The 18749-nt window shown below is 61.4% G+C and carries 19 protein-coding genes; 10 read left to right on the forward strand and 9 right to left on the reverse strand.

The genetic code is table 11. The features are described from left to right. Window positions 1–13: 13 nt before the first annotated feature. Window positions 14–757, forward strand: a complete 744-nt coding sequence (locus AC0V6T_RS03755) for an isocitrate lyase/PEP mutase family protein (RefSeq protein ID WP_486124451.1) — start codon at window positions 14–16, stop codon at window positions 755–757. A 40-nt stretch (window positions 758–797) separates the two neighbouring features. Here AC0V6T_RS03755 and AC0V6T_RS03760 read toward each other — a convergent pair whose 3' ends face one another. Next, window positions 798–1874, reverse strand: coding sequence for a PAS domain-containing protein (locus tag AC0V6T_RS03760; protein ID WP_486124453.1), 1077 nt, complete (start codon window positions 1872–1874; stop codon window positions 798–800). 190 nt (window positions 1875–2064) lie between these two features. Between AC0V6T_RS03760 and AC0V6T_RS03765 the strand changes: the two genes are divergently transcribed. After that, window positions 2065–2445: a nuclear transport factor 2 family protein gene (locus AC0V6T_RS03765; protein ID WP_486124455.1), complete on the forward strand. Its 381-nt coding sequence runs from the start codon at window positions 2065–2067 to the stop codon at window positions 2443–2445. A gap of 68 nt (window positions 2446–2513) precedes the next feature. Then, on the forward strand, window positions 2514–3311 hold the full coding sequence (locus tag AC0V6T_RS03770) for an acyl-CoA thioesterase (protein WP_486124457.1): 798 nt from the start codon (window positions 2514–2516) through the stop codon (window positions 3309–3311). A gap of 98 nt (window positions 3312–3409) precedes the next feature. Here the strand turns inward: AC0V6T_RS03770 and AC0V6T_RS03775 are convergent, their stop codons facing one another. From AC0V6T_RS03775 to AC0V6T_RS03795, 5 genes are all read right to left on the reverse strand, one after another. Beyond that, a complete protein-coding gene (locus tag AC0V6T_RS03775; RefSeq protein ID WP_486124459.1) occupies window positions 3410–4195 on the reverse strand; it encodes an SDR family NAD(P)-dependent oxidoreductase in 786 nt (261 codons plus the stop codon). A 14-nt stretch (window positions 4196–4209) separates the two neighbouring features. Further along, a complete protein-coding gene (locus AC0V6T_RS03780) occupies window positions 4210–4842 on the reverse strand; it encodes a glutathione S-transferase family protein (RefSeq protein WP_007164743.1) in 633 nt (210 codons plus the stop codon). A gap of 29 nt (window positions 4843–4871) precedes the next feature. After that, window positions 4872–6440, reverse strand: a complete 1569-nt coding sequence (locus AC0V6T_RS03785; RefSeq protein WP_486124461.1) for a cryptochrome/photolyase family protein — start codon at window positions 6438–6440, stop codon at window positions 4872–4874. A gap of 42 nt (window positions 6441–6482) precedes the next feature. Continuing rightward, the gene (locus tag AC0V6T_RS03790; RefSeq protein WP_486124463.1) at window positions 6483–7049 is read right to left on the reverse strand and encodes a hypothetical protein; all 567 of its coding nucleotides are present in this window, start codon (window positions 7047–7049) and stop codon (window positions 6483–6485) included. Between the two features lie 70 nt (window positions 7050–7119). Beyond that, on the reverse strand, window positions 7120–9285 hold the full coding sequence (locus AC0V6T_RS03795; RefSeq protein WP_486124465.1) for a primosomal protein N': 2166 nt from the start codon (window positions 9283–9285) through the stop codon (window positions 7120–7122). A 54-nt stretch (window positions 9286–9339) separates the two neighbouring features. Here AC0V6T_RS03795 and AC0V6T_RS03800 point away from each other — a divergent pair, with 54 nt between their 5' ends. Further along, on the forward strand, window positions 9340–10038 hold the full coding sequence (locus AC0V6T_RS03800) for a DUF4197 family protein (RefSeq protein WP_486124467.1): 699 nt from the start codon (window positions 9340–9342) through the stop codon (window positions 10036–10038). Between the two features lie 2 nt (window positions 10039–10040). On the opposite strand, the gene AC0V6T_RS03805 is transcribed toward AC0V6T_RS03800, so the two are convergent. Then, the gene (locus tag AC0V6T_RS03805; RefSeq protein WP_486124469.1) at window positions 10041–11087 is read right to left on the reverse strand and encodes a serine hydrolase domain-containing protein; all 1047 of its coding nucleotides are present in this window, start codon (window positions 11085–11087) and stop codon (window positions 10041–10043) included. 90 nt (window positions 11088–11177) lie between these two features. Beyond that, on the reverse strand, window positions 11178–11837 hold the full coding sequence (locus tag AC0V6T_RS03810; protein WP_486124471.1) for a DUF2490 domain-containing protein: 660 nt from the start codon (window positions 11835–11837) through the stop codon (window positions 11178–11180). 71 nt (window positions 11838–11908) lie between these two features. Between AC0V6T_RS03810 and fsa the strand changes: the two genes are divergently transcribed. From fsa to AC0V6T_RS03825, 3 genes are read left to right on the forward strand one after another with little or no spacing between them, the layout of a single operon-like run. Then, complete coding sequence (gene fsa / locus AC0V6T_RS03815) at window positions 11909–12562, forward strand: fructose-6-phosphate aldolase (protein ID WP_486124473.1); 654 nt, start codon at window positions 11909–11911, stop codon at window positions 12560–12562. 51 nt (window positions 12563–12613) lie between these two features. Continuing rightward, window positions 12614–14452: a cobaltochelatase subunit CobT gene (gene cobT / locus AC0V6T_RS03820; protein ID WP_486124475.1), complete on the forward strand. Its 1839-nt coding sequence runs from the start codon at window positions 12614–12616 to the stop codon at window positions 14450–14452. Further along, the gene (locus AC0V6T_RS03825; protein WP_486124477.1) at window positions 14449–15111 is read left to right on the forward strand and encodes a nitroreductase; all 663 of its coding nucleotides are present in this window, start codon (window positions 14449–14451) and stop codon (window positions 15109–15111) included. The genes cobT and AC0V6T_RS03825 overlap by 4 nt, the downstream gene beginning before the upstream one ends. Before the next feature lie 7 nt (window positions 15112–15118). Here AC0V6T_RS03825 and AC0V6T_RS03830 read toward each other — a convergent pair whose 3' ends face one another. Further along, the gene (locus tag AC0V6T_RS03830) at window positions 15119–15793 is read right to left on the reverse strand and encodes a DUF998 domain-containing protein (protein ID WP_486124479.1); all 675 of its coding nucleotides are present in this window, start codon (window positions 15791–15793) and stop codon (window positions 15119–15121) included. A 30-nt stretch (window positions 15794–15823) separates the two neighbouring features. Between AC0V6T_RS03830 and cysS the strand changes: the two genes are divergently transcribed. The 3 genes from cysS to AC0V6T_RS03845 all read left to right on the forward strand — a co-directional run bounded on the left by cysS (window position 15824) and on the right by AC0V6T_RS03845 (window position 18724). Beyond that, the gene (gene cysS / locus AC0V6T_RS03835) at window positions 15824–17272 is read left to right on the forward strand and encodes a cysteine--tRNA ligase (RefSeq protein ID WP_486124481.1); all 1449 of its coding nucleotides are present in this window, start codon (window positions 15824–15826) and stop codon (window positions 17270–17272) included. 191 nt (window positions 17273–17463) lie between these two features. Beyond that, window positions 17464–17775 (forward strand): hypothetical protein, encoded by a 312-nt coding sequence (locus tag AC0V6T_RS03840; RefSeq protein WP_486124483.1) that lies wholly within the window; start codon window positions 17464–17466, stop codon window positions 17773–17775. Between the two features lie 10 nt (window positions 17776–17785). Beyond that, entirely contained in the window at window positions 17786–18724 is a 939-nt protein-coding gene (locus tag AC0V6T_RS03845; RefSeq protein WP_486124485.1) for a D-2-hydroxyacid dehydrogenase, read from the forward strand. Window positions 18725–18749: the final 25 nt, after the last annotated feature.

The raw sequence follows: 18749 nt of genomic DNA on the forward strand, positions 1-18749 counted from the left end.
GAGTTGTTCTGAGATGACCAAGACCGAGTTTGCAGCGCTTCACCGGGCGGGCGATCCGCTGGTGCTCTTCAATGTCTGGGATGCAGGAAGCGCCGTTGCGGTCGCGCGGGCAGGGGCGAGGGCGATTGCTACAGGCAGCCATTCGCTCGCTGGCGCGCAAGGCTATGACGACGGCGAGCACATCCCGTTCTCGCGCCTTGTCGAAACCGCCAAGCAGATCGCTGACGCGGTGGACCTGCCAATCACCATCGACATGGAAGCAGGCTATGCGACCAATCTTGCCGACCTTGCCCACAACGCCGACGCGCTCACGCATGCGGGCGTCATCGGCTGCAACATTGAAGACCGCCTGATACGTGCCGGAGGCCTGCGCGCCATCGACGAGCAGGCAGAGCGCATCGCCACGGTCAATGCGGAAGGTCTGTTCGTGAACGCCCGCACCGACGTATTCCTGAACCCGCTGATGGAGGGCAAGGACGCCAACCAGATCGAGCTTGTCTATGCCGCCATTGAGCGCGGTTCAGCCTATCGTTTCGCAGGGGCGGGCAGTTTCTTCATTCCCGGACTGAGCGACCCCGACCTGATCGCGCAGGTCTGCGACAAGGTCGCGCTTCCGGTAAACGTCATGCGCATGCCGGGCATGGTGAGCAATCACGAGCTGGCCAATCTTGGTGTTGCCCGCATCAGCTATGGCGGCGCCCCATGGCGCGACGCGATGGCAAGCGTCGAGGCGGCTGCGAAAGAAGCGTTTGCCTAGCTGATCGTATGCCAGCGGCTTTGCGCGAGCGGGCCAGACCTTACTCGGGGTCGTTGGTCGGGCTGGGCGGCAAGTCGAGCACGATGATGGTGCCGTGGTCGGTCCCTCCGACCGACAGCTTCCCGCCGATGGAATCAACGAGCGAATTGACCATCGCACCGCCCAAGCCTCGCCGGTTGCTTTCTCCTTCCTCGCGCATGGCCTTGCGACGATCTCGCAAAGACACGCTATCCTTCGGCCAGTTAAGTCCCTCGGGCAAGCCGACGCCGTCATCCTCAACGGTCAGCCGAACGAGCCCGCCTGCAAGGTTTTCGAGCCGCACGCGGATCATGCCAAGATCGCGGCCGACAAAAGCGTGCTCGAGGCTGTTGGTGAGGAACTCGGTGACAAGCAGGCCAAGCGTGGTCGCGGTGTTGACGGGAAGATTCACCTGATCGCACTCGACATTCATGCGGATTGCCTTGCGCCCATCGATCGCGGCCAGCGCGGCAGCGACCCGGCTGATATAGGCGCCTGCTGCAATCTCGTCGTCGGAGATTGTCGCGACCCCGCTGCCGGACAGTTCTTCGTAAAGCAGAGCCAGACTTTGAACTCGGCTGGACAATGCTGCGAGCGCTTCCTTTGAGGCTTCGCTGCTTTCATGCATGCGGATCAGACCGACGATCATCGCGAGGTGGTTTTTGACGCGGTGCTGAAGCTCGGACAGCAAGACGTCCTGCGAAGGGTCGGGCAATTCCTCTTCCTGACCAGTCAGGTCGCGCTGGATGCCCAGGAACGAGACGATGTCGCCTACATCGTTTCGGATTGGCGAGATGAGAAGCCGGTTTGTGAACTTCGTTCCGTCGGCCTTGTAGTTCGCCAGATCTACCGTGATATCTTCGCCGTCTTCGAGGGCCTGTCGGATTTTTGCGACCGACCTGGGGTCGGTGTCATCGCCTTGCAGGAAGCGGCAATTGCGCCCCACCGTCATCTCTGCGCTGTATCCGGTGACAGCTGTAAATCGCTCATTGATGTAGAGGATCGGTTGATCTTCAAGCGTCGCGCTTGCAAGCACCATGGAGAAAGGAAGCTTGGCGATTGCTTCGCCAAGGCGAGCCTCTGCAAACTCAGGGGGCATGTCCAGAATTCCTTACGGCTTGAAGCGTCAAGATAGATTTACATACCTGATCTTGAGTTGAAATGCGAGAAGGTCCGCGACCTTTCGAGCAACACACTGAAATCTGGCCGCGTTCGGGCTCTGAGAATGGCTGAACTCTTGCGCTTCTGATGCCGCTCGATATTTTCGCCGCCCGCTTGGAGGAGCAATGATGAGCGACAACACTTTCTTGGCCCGCGCCCTGTTCGACGCATTTCATTCCGGCGACACCGCCGCAGCACGCGCTTTGCTGTCGCCAGAATTCAAAGGCTCTCAAAATGGCGGCCCGCAAATGGACGCTGACACCTTGCTCGCGTTCTCGGGTGCGGTTTACGCCAAAGTCGCGAATTTCCGATATGAGGAGATCATGTGCGAGGCGACACCCAGCGGCTTCGTCGAAGAACATACGGTTCGAGGGCAATTGCCCGATGGCGGCGTCCTCGACCTGCGGCTTTGCGTCGTCGGGACAGTCGAGGGTGGCCAGATCACCGAGCTGCGCGAGTATCTCGATAGCGCAGGAGCAGTTGGTTTGGCGAAGGCGCTCGCGGGCTGATAATATAATGAACCGATGCGTTCATTATTTCATTGCGTGATCGAAACAGTACCTCTACGGGCGCGGGCATGACCGATTTCCCCCTCGATCTCGCCACACAACTCACCAGCATTTCCGACACACGTCTCAAGGCTGAGGGCGGCGAGGCCTATTGGAATTTCCAGTCCGCTTTCGGCGGTTGGGCGCTCGCGCTCGGATACAGTGCTGTCGAGCAAGCGCGCCCGCAGGAGGCGATGCTGGCGAGCGTCACTGCAAACTTCCTGAAGCCTCTTCCGCACGAGGGTCTGATGGTCGATGTCAGACAGTTGCGACAGGGGAGGCGCACCAGCTTCCTTCGCGCTGAAATGGCGAAGGGCGACGCCTTTGATGAGCCAATCTTCGCAGCCGACTACGTGTTTTCGGACATGAAGGAAAAGGCGCTCGATTACGCCTGCGAATTTCCCGAGGTTCTGGCGCCCGAGGACGCACCGCGTCTTCCCGATACGCCGGGACCGAAGTTCCTGAGCCGCTACGAACAGCGCGTGGCACTGGGCAAACCGTTTTTTGCGCAGGAGCGCCCGCATTCAGCGTTCTGGGTGCGCGACGCTGCGGGTCGACCTTGGGATGAAAAGGCGCTGCTGGCCGTATCGGATACGCCGATGCCGCGGACCTTTTTCCTTGATCCCACACCGCGCTTTGGAGCGACGGTGACATACGATCTGCAAGTGTTCTGTACGCGCGCCGACCTGGCCGAGCAGGGCAGCGATTTCCTGCTGATCGAAGCGACCAGCGACCGGGTCTATTCCGGGCGCTTTTCCGCAACGACACGCATCTGGTCCGCGAGCCGGAAACTGCTCGCGATCTCCAACCAGCTTGCGTTCTACTAACACTGCCTCGCGTGCGGCAGGTGTTGCGCAAAACCGAATTGTGAGGGCGTTGCACTGCGGCTCGATGACAGCGCCGGTTTTCTCGAGGCGCTGCAGCGCTAACCGTTCTTGATCGTCAGCCCGCCATCGACGGGAATGACTGCGCCGGTGATGAAGCTCGCTGAAGGCAGGACGAGCGACAAGGTCATGTGAGCGACCTCCTCGGGGTGACCATATCGGCGCAGGGGAACACGGCGCTTGGCGTAGATTTCCTTGTGCTCTTCTGGAATGCGCTCGGTGATGCCGGTGCGGATCGGGCCGGGGCAGATCGCGTTGACCGTAATTCCGTCGCGTCCGAGGTCCACCGCCATCCCGCGTGTGAGGCCAATCACACCGTGCTTGGCAGCGACATAGGGCGAATTGGTGGGCGTTGCGCCCAGTCCCTCGGTCGAGGCGATGTTGACGATGCGCGGATGCTCGCTCTTGCGAAGATGCGGCATGGCTGCGCGGATGATCCGCTGATGGGCGGTGAGCAGCCCTGCGATGCTCTTGTCCCAGTAATCGGGATATTCGTCATCCTCGATCATCGCATGAAGCGAGAAGCCAGCATTGTTGATGACGATGTCGAGCCCGCCGGATTGCTCCGCGATCTCGGCCACGCGTGTCTCGATCGCATCGGCATCCATCACATCCAGCGCTAGTGGAAATGCGCTGCCGGGATAGCCCGCCTCCGCAATCTCGTTCGCCACCGCATCGCATTTAGACTGATCGAGATCGGTCACCGCGACGTGCGCGCCTTCTGAGGCAAACAGGTGAGCGGTCGCGCGGCCCATTCCGCTGGCAGCGCCGGTGATTAGAGCCCTGTGACCTGCGATTGAGCGGCTGAGAGGCTTGTACGGCTCCATTTTCGCCCTTCCGATCAATCGAGCTTGGGCGGAAAGCCAGGCTCGGCCTTGGCCATTGCGCGCTGATAGGCATCGCGCGAACCGATGCGCTGCAGCCACGCCTTGAGGTTAGGCATGTGATCGACACTCATGTCATTGAAAGCGCGCGCCGTCGTCAGCGAGAAGCCAAGCATGATGTCAGCGGTGGTCAGCGCCGAGCCGCCGAAATAATCAGCTTCACCCAGGCGCTTCTCGATATGCGCCCATGCGTTCGTGACCCGCTTCATCAAAGGCGGGGGCATTTCAGCGCCGACGGCATTCACCGCAATCGTCATCATGCCGTTGGTCATCAAAGTCGCGTTGGCGAAATGGTACCAGTACAGGTGGTCGGCAAAGTCCGGGTGATCGGGGCCGGGGACTAGATCCGTATCGGGAGCATACTTGCCCACGATGTAATCCATGATCGCGCCGCTCTCGCCCAGCACGAGATCACCGTCGGTGATGACCGGCGCGATCTCCATCGGGTGAAGAGCTTTGAGCTCTGGCGGGGCAAGGCGCGTTTCTGGATCGCGATTGTAGAGCTTGAGGTCGTATTCGAGCCCTAGTTCCTCGCACAACCAGACGATGCGTTCGGACTGCGAAATGCGCAGGTGGTGGATGGTCAGCATGGCCGCGAAATTCCCCTCAAGACTTGGCGTTATTCGTTTCTCGCCCAGCTACTATCGGCAGGGGTCAGCGTGTCGAGGAATTTCTGCGCGCTCTCAAGGTAATCGGACTTCTTCGCATCATTCATCCGGTCCCAGTTCGAATAGATGCGCCCTATCCGGTGATTGCTTTCCAACCGGTCGCGGTGGCGGTCCATGAAGTGCCAGTACAGCGGGTTGAAGGGGCAGGCGCCTTCGCCGGTTTTCTTGCTGACCGAGTAGCTGCATTCTTTGCAGTAGTCGGACATCTTGTTGATGTAATTCCCGCTCGCCGCATAAGGCTTGGTCGCGAGATTTCCGCCGTCGGCGTAGAGGATCATGCCCGAGACATTTGGCAATTCCACCCACTCATACGCATCGGCATAGACCGCCAGATACCAGTCTTGCACGTCGCGCGGATTGATCCCTGCGAGTAGGCAGAAATTGCCTAGCACCATCAGGCGCTGGATGTGGTGCGCGTGCGCGTTGTCATGGGTTGAACGGATACAGTCGGCAAGGCAGCGCATATCGGTCTCGCCGGTCCAGAAGAACTCTGGAAGAGCGCGCTGGGCGTTCAGCTTGTTGTCGCTTTCGAGGCCCGGCATGTGCAGCCAGTAAAACCCGCGGATGTATTCGCGCCAGCCAATGATCTGACGAATGAAGCCCTCGACCGAATTGATCGGGGCTTTGCCGTCTACGTAGGCCTGCTCGGCGCGTTTGCAGAGTTCGACGGGGTCGAGAAGGCCAAGGTTGATGCTCGTCGAGAGCATCGAGTGATACATATCATCGGAGCCATGGACCATCGCGTCCTGATAGGGTCCGAATTTCTCGATCCTCTCCGCAAAGAAGGCATCGGCGGCTCTCTCAGCTTCATCGCTCGTCACGGGCCATTCGAACTTCTCGAGACTGCCGAAATGGTCGCCGAACTTGTCATCGACCAGTTCCATGACTTCGCGCGTGATGTCGTCGGGCTCGAACTTTGGGACGGGTGGCGGGTCCATCTCGTCTTTTGGTGGTTCGCGATTGTCCTTGTCGTAGTTCCAGTCGCCGCCTTTGGGCTTGCCGTCATCGGTCATCAGCAGGCCGGTCTTGCGGCGCATCTCGCGGTAGAAATGCTCCATCGTGAGGTGCTTGCGACCCTCGGCCCAGTCGCGGAACTCGGCGTGAGTGGCGATGAAGCGGTCGTCAGGAAGGATTTCAACCTCGCAGGCGAACTTGTCCGGCCATTCCTCGATAGCCTGCTGCACGCGCCATTCGCCCGCCTCGACCACGCGGATCTTCGATGGATCGTGCCGCTCGACCGCGCGCGCGACCTCGCCGGTGAAGCTGCCCGCATTGTCTTCGTCGGTGAGCTTGACGTAGTCGACGCTCCAGCCAGCGTCCTCAAGCTCGGCGGCGAAGTGGCGCATGGCGGAAAAGATCAGCGTGATCTTTTGCTTATGGTGCTTGACGTAGGTCGCCTCGTCCCAGACCTCCATCATCAGGATGACGGTGTTGTCCTTGGTCTGCCCGCGAAGCGAGGCAAGGGTGCGGGTCAGCTGGTCGCCGAGGACCGGTACGAGAACAGGATTTTCGGAAGGCATGCCTTAGCTACGCGCGGGGCCGCGAAAGGTTGCCGGTGCAAGTTACATTCCGGGTATCTTCGCAAGCTCGTTCACGACCACTGCATCGGCAGGCGGTGGTGTGTATCCGAAGTCACTACTTACAAAGCCTTCGGGAGGAGCGAAGGTGAAATTGACCGTCGGGGATTTCACCAGCGCCGAGCCCTTGCAGCTGCGATCATGCTCCAGATGGCCATCCTTGCGAAAGGCTTCGATTGCGGCTTCCGGGGAATCGCGGAAGTAGATTTCAGGTCGGTTATGGCCGGTTGGACCGTTCAGCCAGCGATAGACCGTGGGTGACCGCTCACTCAAATGGGCCATCCAGGCACCAACCACCTCGTCGGCGTGAAAGCCTGTCAGCTGCTGGGGGCCTTCAACGGCGAATGGCGCTTTCGTGCTGACCTTGTAGCGCCAGACATCGCAGCCTCGAGGGCCAAGCGCCTGCTGGATCGCGATCATCACGTACCAGGTCTTGGTCGGCTTTTCGGCGGCCTGCGGAGTCTCAGCCGGAGCAGGGTCAGGCGTCTGCGCAAATGCGCCTGCGCTCGCAAAAGCGAGGGCGGCGGCAGTCAGGTTCACCAATTTGCTCACAGTCGGCTCCCATCAGTCACGCTCGCAGCATGACAGGTGGGCGTAACCAGAGGCTTAAGGGCAATCGTGCCTAGACGAAGCTGTAGGGGTCAATGTCAACGCCGACGCGGATGCCGGGGGCGAAGTCCTGCCTGCCGATCCAGTCGCGGAGCATGCCTTGCAAGTTGGCGCTGCGCCGAGCGTTGATTAGGAAGCGGTAGCGATATCGGTTCCTCAGGAGCGCAAGTGGGGCAGGCGCGGGGCCAAGGATCATGAGGTCGTCGAGATGTGGGCGAGTGTCGCCGAGCCGGGCGGCCGCCTCGCGCGCTTCGCGTTCGTCTTCCGAAGACAGGATGATCGAGGCCCAGCGACCGAAGGGCGGCGCACCGGCATCGCGCCTCGCATCGGTTTCGGCCTCGTAAAAGGCATCACGGTCGCCGTTGGCGAGGGCTGCGATTACCGCAGCGTCGGGATGGCGGGTTTGGATCAGTACTTCGCCCGGCTTCGCGCCGCGTCCTGCGCGACCGGCAACTTGCGCGACTTGTTGATAGGTGCGCTCGGCCGCGCGCAAGTCGCCGCCCTCAAGGCCGAGATCGGCATCGACCACGCCAACGAGGGTCAGCTCGGGGAAATGGAAGCCCTTGGTGACGAGCTGCGTGCCGACGATCACGTCGATCGCCCTGGCTTCGACCTGTGCGAGGAATTCCGCGGCACGAGCAGGGGAGCCGAGCGTGTCTGACGTGGCTACCGCGACACGCGCCTCTGGGAAAAGCTCGCTCACCTCGTCCGCGATCCGCTCGACGCCGGGACCGCAGGCCACGAGGCAATCGGCCTCGCCGCATTCGGGGCAGGCATCCGGCGGACGCGTCTCCAAGCCGCAATGGTGGCAGGCGAGGCGCGCGGAGAGCCGATGTTCGACCAGCCAGGCGCTGCAATTGGGGCACTGGAAGCGATGCCCGCAATTGCGGCACAAGGTGAGCGGTGCATATCCCCGGCGGTTGAGGAAGAGGAGCGATTGCTCACCTGCTTCCAGCCGCGCTTCGAGCCCTTCGATCAGCGGCGCAGCGAGCCAGCGACCGCTCGCGGGTTTCTCTATCGTGAGGTCAACCAGCTTGATCTCGGGCAGCTGCGCACCGCCAAAACGGTTGGGTAGCTCAAGCTTTGTGTAAGTGCCCGTATTCGCCATATGCAGGCTTTCGAGTGCGGGCGTTGCGCTCGCCAAGACCACAGGGATTTCCTCGAACCGGGCGCGCATTACCGAGACGTCGCGGGCGTTGTAGCGCACGCCGTCATCCTGCTTGAAGCTGATCTCGTGCGCTTCGTCGACGACGATCAGGCCAAGGTCGGCATAAGGCAGGAACAGCGCCGAACGCGCTCCGACAATGACCTGTGCTTCGCCCGTGCTGATCGCGCGCCAGGCTCGGCGGCGTTCGGTCGATTTGAGCGAGGAGTGCCATTGGACGGGCGCCGCTCCAAAGCGGTCCTCGAAGCGGGTCAGGAAGTTCTCGGTCAGCGCGATTTCGGGAAGCAGGACGAGCACCTGCCGCCCCATGCGCAGCGCTTCGGCGACCGGCTCGAAATATGTTTCAGTCTTGCCCGATCCGGTCACTCCGTCGAGCAGGAAGGGTTCGAATTTGCGTGCTTCGACTGCCTTCACCAAGTGTTTCGCCACGCGCATCTGGTCGTCGGACAAAGCCGGCTGGTGGTGATCTGCGTCTGCGCGTTCATAGGGGCGGTCGATGGAAACCGTCACCGGCTCGATCACTCCCTGATTGACCAGCCCGCGCAGAACCCCTTCGGATACTTCTGCGATGCCTGAAAGCTCACGGATCGTGCCTTGCTCGCCTTCGAGCGCCTCAATCGCTGCAGCGCGCTGCGGTGTCATGCGTTCGGGCGTTCCGCCAGACAGGCGATATTCGGTCGTGGTGGTCGGGCCGCCCAATGCACCCCCGCTGGACAGCACCATGCGCGCGACGCTTGCAAGCGGAGCGCAGTAATAGTCGGCGGTCCATTCGATGAGGCGGCGCAGAGGCTCCGACAGAGGCGGCACCGGCACCACCTCGCGCAATGCGCGCAGCTTCGATGCGTCCACCTCCGCCCCCGGCAGGCGCCCTTCATCCCAGACAATTCCCGTCACGGTGCGCGGGCCCAGCGGTGCGACCACGACGCTGCCCGGCTCGACCTCCATGCCTTCTGCAAGCTTGTAGTCGAGCGCGCCCAATGCGGCATTCAAAACAAGGAGTCGGACGCGGTTCATCGGAACCTGAACATAGGGAGGGTGGTTACGAATAAAAACGCGAGGTTCGCAGATATGAACGCAATTGACCCCAACACGCTCAACCGGCGGCGCTTCCTCGGAACCGGTCTCGCCGGTGCAGCCCTGCTGGCGCTCCCCGCCTGCGCTTCTTACCCGGGCGGCATCAGCATGACCGAAGTGATCCGCCGCCTGCTCTTGCGCGCGAGTGAGAACGCCTTTGCGCGGCTGACAGCGCCAGATGGCTATTGGGACGAACAGGTCGCGCGCATTGGGCTGGGCAGCCTTCTGGGCACGCGCGGCGATGCGCTTACTCGTATCCTTACTTCGACCCTGTTCAAGGACCGCCTCGAAGGCGTTTTCGCCGACATCGCGATCGAGGGTTCCTACGTCGCCGCCCCGATCGTGCGCGATGCGGTCGACATCATCGGCCCGGCAGCCGCGGTCGAGCTTGTGCGCGGTGGACCGCAGGCTGCCACGCAGGCGCTTCGCGGAGAGCTGGGTGGGCGGCTCATCGACGAAATGGTCCCCGAGCTTGGCGAGGCGATCCGCATTGCCAACGATCCGCTGGTGGCCGAGCTGCTCAACGCCGCCACGGGCACCGATATTGGCGGGATCGCAGGCCGCATGGCCGACACGATCGACAGCGCGATCTGGAGCGAGATTGGCCGCGAGGAAGCCGCGATCCGTGCCAACCCCGAAACCACCCGCGATCCCGTCCTGATCGGCGTCTTTGGAGCTGCGGCGCGGATCTGATCTTACTGGCCTCGCAGCAGCGCGATTAGTGGACCTGCGAGGGCCTCTACCGCCTGCTGCCCACCACTGTTGAGGAAGACGAAAGTCTCGTTTCGCCGTCCTTCGTCGTTGAAGCTGAAGAGCTCGAAGCCGCGCTCGGACCCGTCGACGCTCGCGTTGATCTGCCGAAAATGCGCGGCGTGTTCCGCACTGAGAACGCCGCCGTCGGTGACATAGGCGTAAAACTTTCGAAGGTCGGAGAGGTTTGAATACATCCCGCCGCTGCCGAGCACGAGCCAGCTTGTCGGACCCCAGTTTGGCGGGATGTTGGGAAGGCCCACCTGCTTGCCGCCGCCCACTGCGAAATCTTCGAGTTGGTGCTCTCCGCGCTCGCCATAATCGCCGGTGCGCGTCATCCCGGCCGGTTCGAAGAAGCGCGAGCGAAGAAATTGTGCGTAAGGCTCTCCGCTCACCCGTTCGATAATCGCCGAGGCAAGCCCGAAGGCCCAATGCGAATGCGCCTCGCCTTCGCCTGGAGCGAACAGCAGCGGTGTCTGCATCGTGCGCCGTTCGAACTCGGTGCGATCAATCCAGGTCAGGTCCGCATCCGCATCGCCGGGCTGGGCGGGAAAATCGGGGAGGCCCGACTGGCCTGTCAGCATGTGGCGGATCGTCATCTCCGCGCGGTCGGCTGGCGCGTCGGGATAGTATTTGTCGAGCCTGTCATCGAGCGACAGCTTGCCTTCGTCTGCGAGGAGGAAAATCGCCGCCTTGGTGAATTCGATTGGCCGTGAGCCTATGCCGAAGATCGTATCGACTTCATTGACCCGTCCGCTTCCCGGGTTGGCGAGGCCATAGGCTTTTTCGACCACGGGCTCTCCATCGATTTGAACGTAGACAACGCCGGAAAAGCCGCCCTGCGTCATGATCGCATCGAGCTGTGCATCGAGGTCAGCCCTCGTAAGCTCGACGCCTGGAGCCTCCGTTTCTTGCGCGTGCCCGAGCGTCGGCGTGGAAAGCGCGACCATCGCGGCGAGGCAAATGGCGAAGGGGCGCGGGGTGACTGGCATTGCGGATATCCTTTTTCGACTACAGTTGTAATCAGTCCCGCTGCATACCTAATCCATTCAACCGTGCGATCAAGGCACCTTCGCCGATCCTCAAAAGCGTTTCGTCACGTAAAGCTGGGGTACGTGGTTGATCCGGTCGGTGCGGGCTTCTCGCGGATTGTAGATCAGCATGTAGCCGACGCCGAGTGACAGACTTTCGCTCACCTCCCGCGTCACGATGGTGCGTGCCCGCCATTGATCGCGCGGCGCGTTACTCAGTCGATTGCGCCGCTGGGCGAGGTGAAGGAACTCGCCGTCAATGCTCGCGCGCCATCCTTGGCCAAGCGGCTGGGTGTAGCGCACCATCTGCCGCAGACGCAGCTCCATCCGGTCTGCGCCGTCGAAGAAGCGCTGCTCGACCCGCGTGCGAGCCGAAAAGCGCCCTTTGGATAGCGTCACCTGCTGGTGCGGGCGAAGCTCGGTAATGCCGCCCTCGGTCTCGAACACTCCAAAGCCGCCGCCGATCCGCACGCCGTCATCAACCTGCTGGTCGATATTGAGCCTGAGCGTCTGTTGCTCATCCCCGCGCACTTGTTCGCGCCAGCGCGCCGACCCGTCGAGCGTCCATGACGTGTCCTCGTCAAAGTCCCCGCGCGCGACCGCGTAAACCCACGCCTGCACATCTTCTTCGGCGGCAGAGGCAAGAGACGGTTGCCAAGCCGCCCACGCACAGGCAATCACGCTGGCAAATCGGCTTAGCCCCCTCATCATGGCGATAAGGGTATAGGCGCAAGCCTCTGATTGCCACCCGTCACGCCCGATAGGCTGAGGAGAACAACCGCATGAAATTCTTCGTCGACACCGCCGAGATCGATCCGATCAAGGAACTCGCTGCAACCGGGCTGCTCGACGGGGTTACCACGAACCCCTCGCTCATCCACAAGTCGGGCCGCGACTTCATGGAAGTGACCAAGGAAATCTGCGGCATCGTCGATGGCCCGGTCAGCGCCGAAGTCGTCGCTCTCGACCATGAAACGATGATGAAAGAGGCTGAAGTGCTGCGCAAGATTGCGGACAATGTCTGCATCAAGGTTCCGCTGACGGTCGACGGGCTCAAGACCTGCAAGGCGCTTTCGAGCGACGGCACCATGGTCAACGTGACACTGTGCTTCTCGGCCAATCAGGCGCTCCTTGCGGCCAAGGCCGGTGCGACCTTCATCTCGCCTTTCGTTGGCCGTCACGATGACAACGGCTTTGACGGGATGGACCTTATCCGTGACATCCGCCTGATCTACGACAACTACCTGTTCGACACTGAAATCCTTGTCGCATCGGTGCGTCACACCAATCACGTGCTCGAAAGCGCGAAGATCGGCGCCGACGTCATGACTGCGCCGCCAAAGGTGATACACGCGCTGTTCAAGCATGTGCTGACTGACAAGGGGATCGAGGGCTTCCTCAAAGATTGGGAAGCGACCGGGCAAAGCATTATCTGATCTGGGCATCATTTGATCGCTGCAAGCCGTATCCCTATCTGAACCAAGAGAATGTCCGAAGAATCCCCCCTCGACCGCTTCAAACACGCCTTGACCGGAGCAGCGCGCGCGATTGCGCGTGATGCCGAGGTCGAGGTTGCGTGGAGTGCAGACGTGCCCGGCGCGTCGGGCAATCGTTTCCGGGTACCTCTGCCCGGACGCGATCTGCCGGCCGATCAAGTGACCGAGGCGCGCGGCTTTGCAGACAGTTTTGCGCTCAAATTGCGCCACCACGATGCAGGGCTTCACGCGAGGGCCGCGCCGCCCGAGCCGGTGGCGCGCGCCTGCTACGATGCGATCGAGCAGGTCCGCTACGAAGCGCTGGGCGCAAATCGGTTTGGCGGGATTAAATCGAACCTCGATTCGGCCACAGAAATGCGCACCGCGGGCGATCCGATTGCTCGTGCGCAAAACGCTTCCGAGGTGCCGCTCCAGACCGCGCTCTCGCTGATGCTGCGCGAACAGCTTACCGGTGAGGCCATTCCTGACCGCGCTCAGGCAGGCGTGGGTCTGGTTCGCGAATTCATCGAAGACGCGGTGGGCGACGATTTTGTCTCGCTCGCCGAACAATTGAGCGATCAGGAAGCCTTTCAGAAACTCACGCTCGACCTGCTGCGTGACCTCGACCTCACGCGTCCGACCGAAACGCCCGAAGAGACTGAGAACGACGACAGCGAAGAGGACGAGGGCGAGGACGACGACCAGACCGGCGACGAACAGAATGAAGGCGACGCCGACCCGCAAAGCGCCGAGATGGCCGGCGAAATGGCCAAAGGCGACGCCGACGGCGAAGCCGACAGCGAAATGTCCGCCGACGACGAGATGCAGGAAGGCGAGCCGGGCGAAGAGGGTGACGCCTCCAACGCGCCTGTGCGCCCGAACCGCCCGCAGGCCGACATCCCAGATGGTCTCGACTACAAGGCTTTCACAGAGCGTTTCGACGAGGAAATCGAAGCGCCCGAACTGTGTGATGCCGAAGAGCTCGACCGGCTGCGCGCCTATCTCGATAGCCAACTGACAGGGCTTCAGGGCGTGGTGACCCGCCTTGCAAACCGTCTGCAACGCCGCCTGATGGCGCAGCAGAACCGCAGCTGGGACTTCGACCAGGAAGAGGGCGTTCTGGATGCAGCGCGCCTTTCGCGCGTCGTTGTTTCTCCGGGCACGGCGCTGTCCTACAAGGTCGAGCGCGACATCGACTTCAAGGACACGATCGTCACGCTGCTGATCGACAATTCGGGTTCGATGCGCGGGCGTCCGATTTCCATCGCAGCGATCAGCGCCGACATTCTCGCGCGCACGCTGGAACGCTGCGGGGTCAAGACCGAGATCCTCGGCTTCACCACGCGCGCCTGGAAGGGCGGGCAGAGCCGCGAAGCATGGTTGGCCGATGGCAAGCCGCAGGGTCCGGGTCGCCTCAACGATCTGCGTCACATCATCTACAAGCAGGCCGACGAACCATGGCGCCGTGCGCGCCGCAATCTTGGCCTGATGATGCGCGAAGGGCTGCTTAAGGAAAACATTGACGGCGAAGCGCTGCTCTGGGCGCACAGCCGTCTGATCTACCGCCCCGAGGAACGCCGCATCCTGATGGTGATTTCCGACGGCGCGCCGGTGGACGACAGCACATTGAGCGTGAATTCGGCAGGCTACCTTGAAGCTCACCTTCGCGGGGTGATCGACTGGATCGAGAACGTGTCACCCGTCCAGCTGGTCGCTATCGGCATCGGTCACGATGTGACCCGGTACTACCGCCGAGCGGTGACGATCATGGACGTCGAACAACTCGGCGGCACGATCATGGAGCAGCTTGCGGAGTTGTTCGAAGATGAGAAGGGGCCCAAGAGAAGATGAACGTAACCGAAGCCGTCACCACCCGCCGCTCGATCCGTGAGTTTCTCGACAAGCCGGTCAATCTTGAAACCATTCGCCGTGTCATGGACAAGGCGCGCTGGGCCGCTTCGGGCTGCAATTATCAGCCCTGGGAAGCTACAATCCTGACCGGCGAGCCGCTCAAAGAGCTTCAGGCGAAGATCACCTCAACCCCGCCGCAGAAACTGGAATACGACTGGGACGCGCCCAAGCAAGAGGAGGCCTACAAACAGCGGCTTTACAGCCTTGCTGAAGGTATGTTCGATTCGATGGGAGTTGCGCGTGACGATGGCGCGGCGCGGATGGCGGCTATGGGCCGCAACGCCACCAGCTTTGATGCGCCGGCAGTGATGTTCGTATATTTCCCGCGTCTGATGAAGTCCCCGCAATGGTCGGACACCGGCATGTGGCTCGCCACGGTTGCGCTGCTCCTTCGCGAGGAAGGGCTGGATAGCTGCTTCCAGGAATTCATGGCCTACTATGCCAACGTCATCCGCGATCACATTGGCATCGACCATGATCGCTACATGTTCTTTTGCGGCATGGCGATTGGCTATCGCGACCCGGATGCGCCGGTGAACAATTTCGAGCGTGAGCGTGAGCCGCTCGACGATGCGGTGAAGTTCCTCGGCTTCGACTAAGCCTGCATCAATCGTGCCCGCGCTGGTCCTCTGACACCTGCCGTACGACGTCGGGGTCGTCCCAGATCATGACCCCCATGGTGATGAACCATGCGAGCATTCCGCCCGCCAGCATCCGCTCATAAGCGCCGTCATAGTCGGTTGGTACGAAGAAAAAGAGCGGACCCAGTACAGCCCATGCCACTCCGCCGAGATAAAGCGATCGGCCAAGCCACTTGTTGATTTCCCAGAATTGTCCGGCGGTCAGCAGGACGGTCAGCGGGAAGGCTAAGCCCAGCACATAGACCAGCCGGTAATGGATCACCGGGCCTTCGCCGGTCGTGTAAGCCTCGTATCCAGCGATCAGCACAACGCAGGCCGCCACGATCACCAGCAGCCATGACCCGATCTTCCAGTCCAGCCGATCGATCCGCCATCGCAGCAATCCGGCGGTCGTCGCCAGCACCGACGCGACGAACGCGTAGATGCCAAGGTCGGCAAGCTCGTCTGCAGGCGTGCCTTCGTCTTTGGATGCAGCAAGGTCGCTGATCGTGTCGCGCATGATGCCGACCTGCTCGGACATTCCTGCGCCGATGAAGTCCATGATGACCGAGATCAGGCATCCGCCAATCGCGATGCCTCCCAGCACGCGCGAGGTCGTATCGGTTCCGGAATCTTTGCTGATCGTTGGTTCCTGTTGCACTGGGTGGCGGTTTGTCGCATGGGCGCTGGCATGGCCCAGACACCGCTTAGACTGTTCAACTCTCTCAACAGGCAGATCGAGGAGTTCGTTCCAATTCACGAGGGCGAGGCGCGCGTCTACACCTGCGGGCCGACGGTCTATAACTACCAGCATATCGGCAATATGCGTGCATACGTGTTCGCCGATACGCTTGGCCGCACGCTTCAGTTCAAGGGGCTAAAACTCACTCACGTCATCAACATCACCGATGTAGGCCACCTTACGTCCGACGCTGATGAGGGTGAGGACAAGATGGAGAAGATGGCGGCGAGCCAGGGCAAGAGCGCTTGGGACATCGCTCGCTTCTATCAGGAAGACTTCGAGCGCGATCTGGCGCGGCTGAACGTTCAGAAGAAACAGCACCCGCGCGCGACCGAATATGTCGAAGAAATGATCGCGTGGGGCAAGCGCGTGGCGGACAAGCACTGCTATGAGCTTGAGAGCGGGCTCTATTTCGACGTCTCGACGGTCGCGGATTACGGCAAGCTGGCCCGCGCCGTCACCGAAGAGGGTGAAGGCAGGATTGAGCGGCTTGAGGGCAAGCGCAACGCGGCCGATTTCGCGATCTGGCGCAAGACCCCTGCTGGCGAGACGCGACAAATGGAATGGGACAGCCCATGGGGCAAGGGCGCTCCGGGTTGGCACCTTGAATGCTCGGTGATGGGCGAGGCGCTGCTCGGCTTTCCCTTCGACATTCACACCGGCGGGATCGACCACCGCGAAATCCACCACCCCAACGAGATCGCGCAGAACCAAGCCTATTGCTGCTCGGGCGGGCTTTCCGATGCGACCAATTCTGGCGCGCGCATCTGGATGCACAACAACTTCCTGGTCGAGCGTTCGGGCAAGATGTCGAAGTCGTCCGGAGAATTCCTGCGGCTGCAACTGCTGGTCGACAAGGGCTTCCACCCGCTCGCCTATCGGATGATGTGCCTGCAAGCGCATTATCGCAGCGAGCTCGAGTTCAGCTGGGAAGGGCTGGAAGCGGCGCTGACGCGGTTGAAGCGGATGGTCATGGCGGTTGAGCGGCTTGCCGATGCGCCGTCGCAGCCGGTTGCCGAACACCCCAAGTTTGCTGCTCCGCTTGTAAAGTTCGAAGAGGCGATGTTGGACGATCTCAACACCGCAATTGCTCTGACTGCGCTGGAAGACGCGCTTGCGACCAAGAAGGTCGATGCAGGCATCAAACGCGCTGTGGTTGAACATATGGATGCGGTGCTGGGTCTCGACCTTTTCAACCTTTCCAGAGCAGACTTGCGCATTCGCCCCGCCTCAGCCGAAATCGCCGAGGAAGAGATCGAAGACGCGCTCGCTCGCCGCAAGGCCGCGCGCGCTGAGAAGGACTTCGCAACCTCCGACGCGATCCGCGACGAACTCACGGCCAAGGGCGTGGAAGTGATGGACGGCGACGCGCTGGGCTGGGACTGGACGCTTTCCTGATTCGTCAGTGCGAGCGGAGCGAAGCAATCTATGGACCGAACACTGAGTTGAAGTCTCAGGTCCATGGATTGCCGCGTCGCTGCGCTCCTCGCAATGACGATGATCGTAACAATTGACACTAGTGTAGCGAGCGCTACAATGGTTGCATGCTGCAACCTATCCTCTGGCTCATCCTAGCTGCGATACACGCTATGCCAGCGCTTGCGCTGTTTCGTCCCGTGACCCTGACAACGCTCTACCGTATTGCGCCCGACAACCCTCTGTTCCTCCTGATGCAGCACCGTGCAGCCCTGTTCTTCGCGGTCTTCGTCGCCTGCGTGTTCGCAGCCTTTGTGCCCGAGGGAAGGCGGCTTGCGACGCTGGTGGTTGGAACCAGCATGGTGAGCTTTCTGGTTCTGTACTGGAGCGCGGGTAGCCCGGCACCGCTCAAGACAATCGCGATGGTCGACCTTGCCGGTCTGCCAGTGCTTGCCGGGGTAGCGTGGCTCGCATTCCGGCCCTAACAAGGCTCACATGACCACACTCGCAATATCCGGCCTCATCCGTCCGCTTCTCGAACCGCAGCTGCCAGAAGGGCTGGATGTCCGATGGTTCATGACCGCCGAGGAAGCCATCGACGCGGTGAAGGGCGCGGAGATCGGTTGGTTCGACATGAACGATAAGGAGGCGATGGCGAAGGCGCTACACGCCGCGACTGATCTCAAATGGCTGAACTCGATCTATGCGGGCCTCGATTTCCTGCCGATGGACGTGCTAATCGAACGCGACATCACCGTCACCAACGGCGTCGGCATCAACGCGATCACCATTGCCGAATATGTTGTGATGGGCATGCTCAACATCGCCAAGGGTTACCGCGACGTTGTCCGCGCGCAGGAACGCCGCGAGTGGCTGCTCGATTCTCCGGGAAAGCGCGAGCTCGCGGGCTCGAAAGCGCTGCTGCTCGGCTACGGCGCAATCGGCAAGCTCATCAAGCCCCGGCTCGAAGCCTTCGATGTTGACGTAACCGTGGTTCGCCGTTCGGGCGGAGAGGGCGTGCTGACGCCTGACGAATGGCGCGGGAAACTGGGCGATTTCGACTGGGTCATCCTCGCCGTGCCTTCCACCCCCGAGACCGAGAACATGATTGGCGCGGACGAGCTTGCAGCAATGAAATCGGACGCAGTAGTCGTGAACATCGCGCGCGGCGAAGTGGTTGACCAGCCGGCGCTTGTCGAGGCGCTTCGCAGCAAGGCTATCGGCGGCGCGTTTCTCGATGTGACGACGCCCGAACCGCTTCCCGAAGATCACGAGCTTTGGACGCTCGATAACGCGCACATCTCGATGCACCTGTCAGGTCGTGCGCAGGATAAGATGTTCATCCGCTCTGCCACGCGCTTTCTTGAGAACCTGCAAAATTACTTGGCCGGAAAGCCCGTCGCGCCGATCTTCGATCCGCATCTGGGCTACTGATCTAGGCTGCTAATTTTCCGGGAAT

Source organism: Erythrobacter sp. S158, assembly GCF_057364915.1.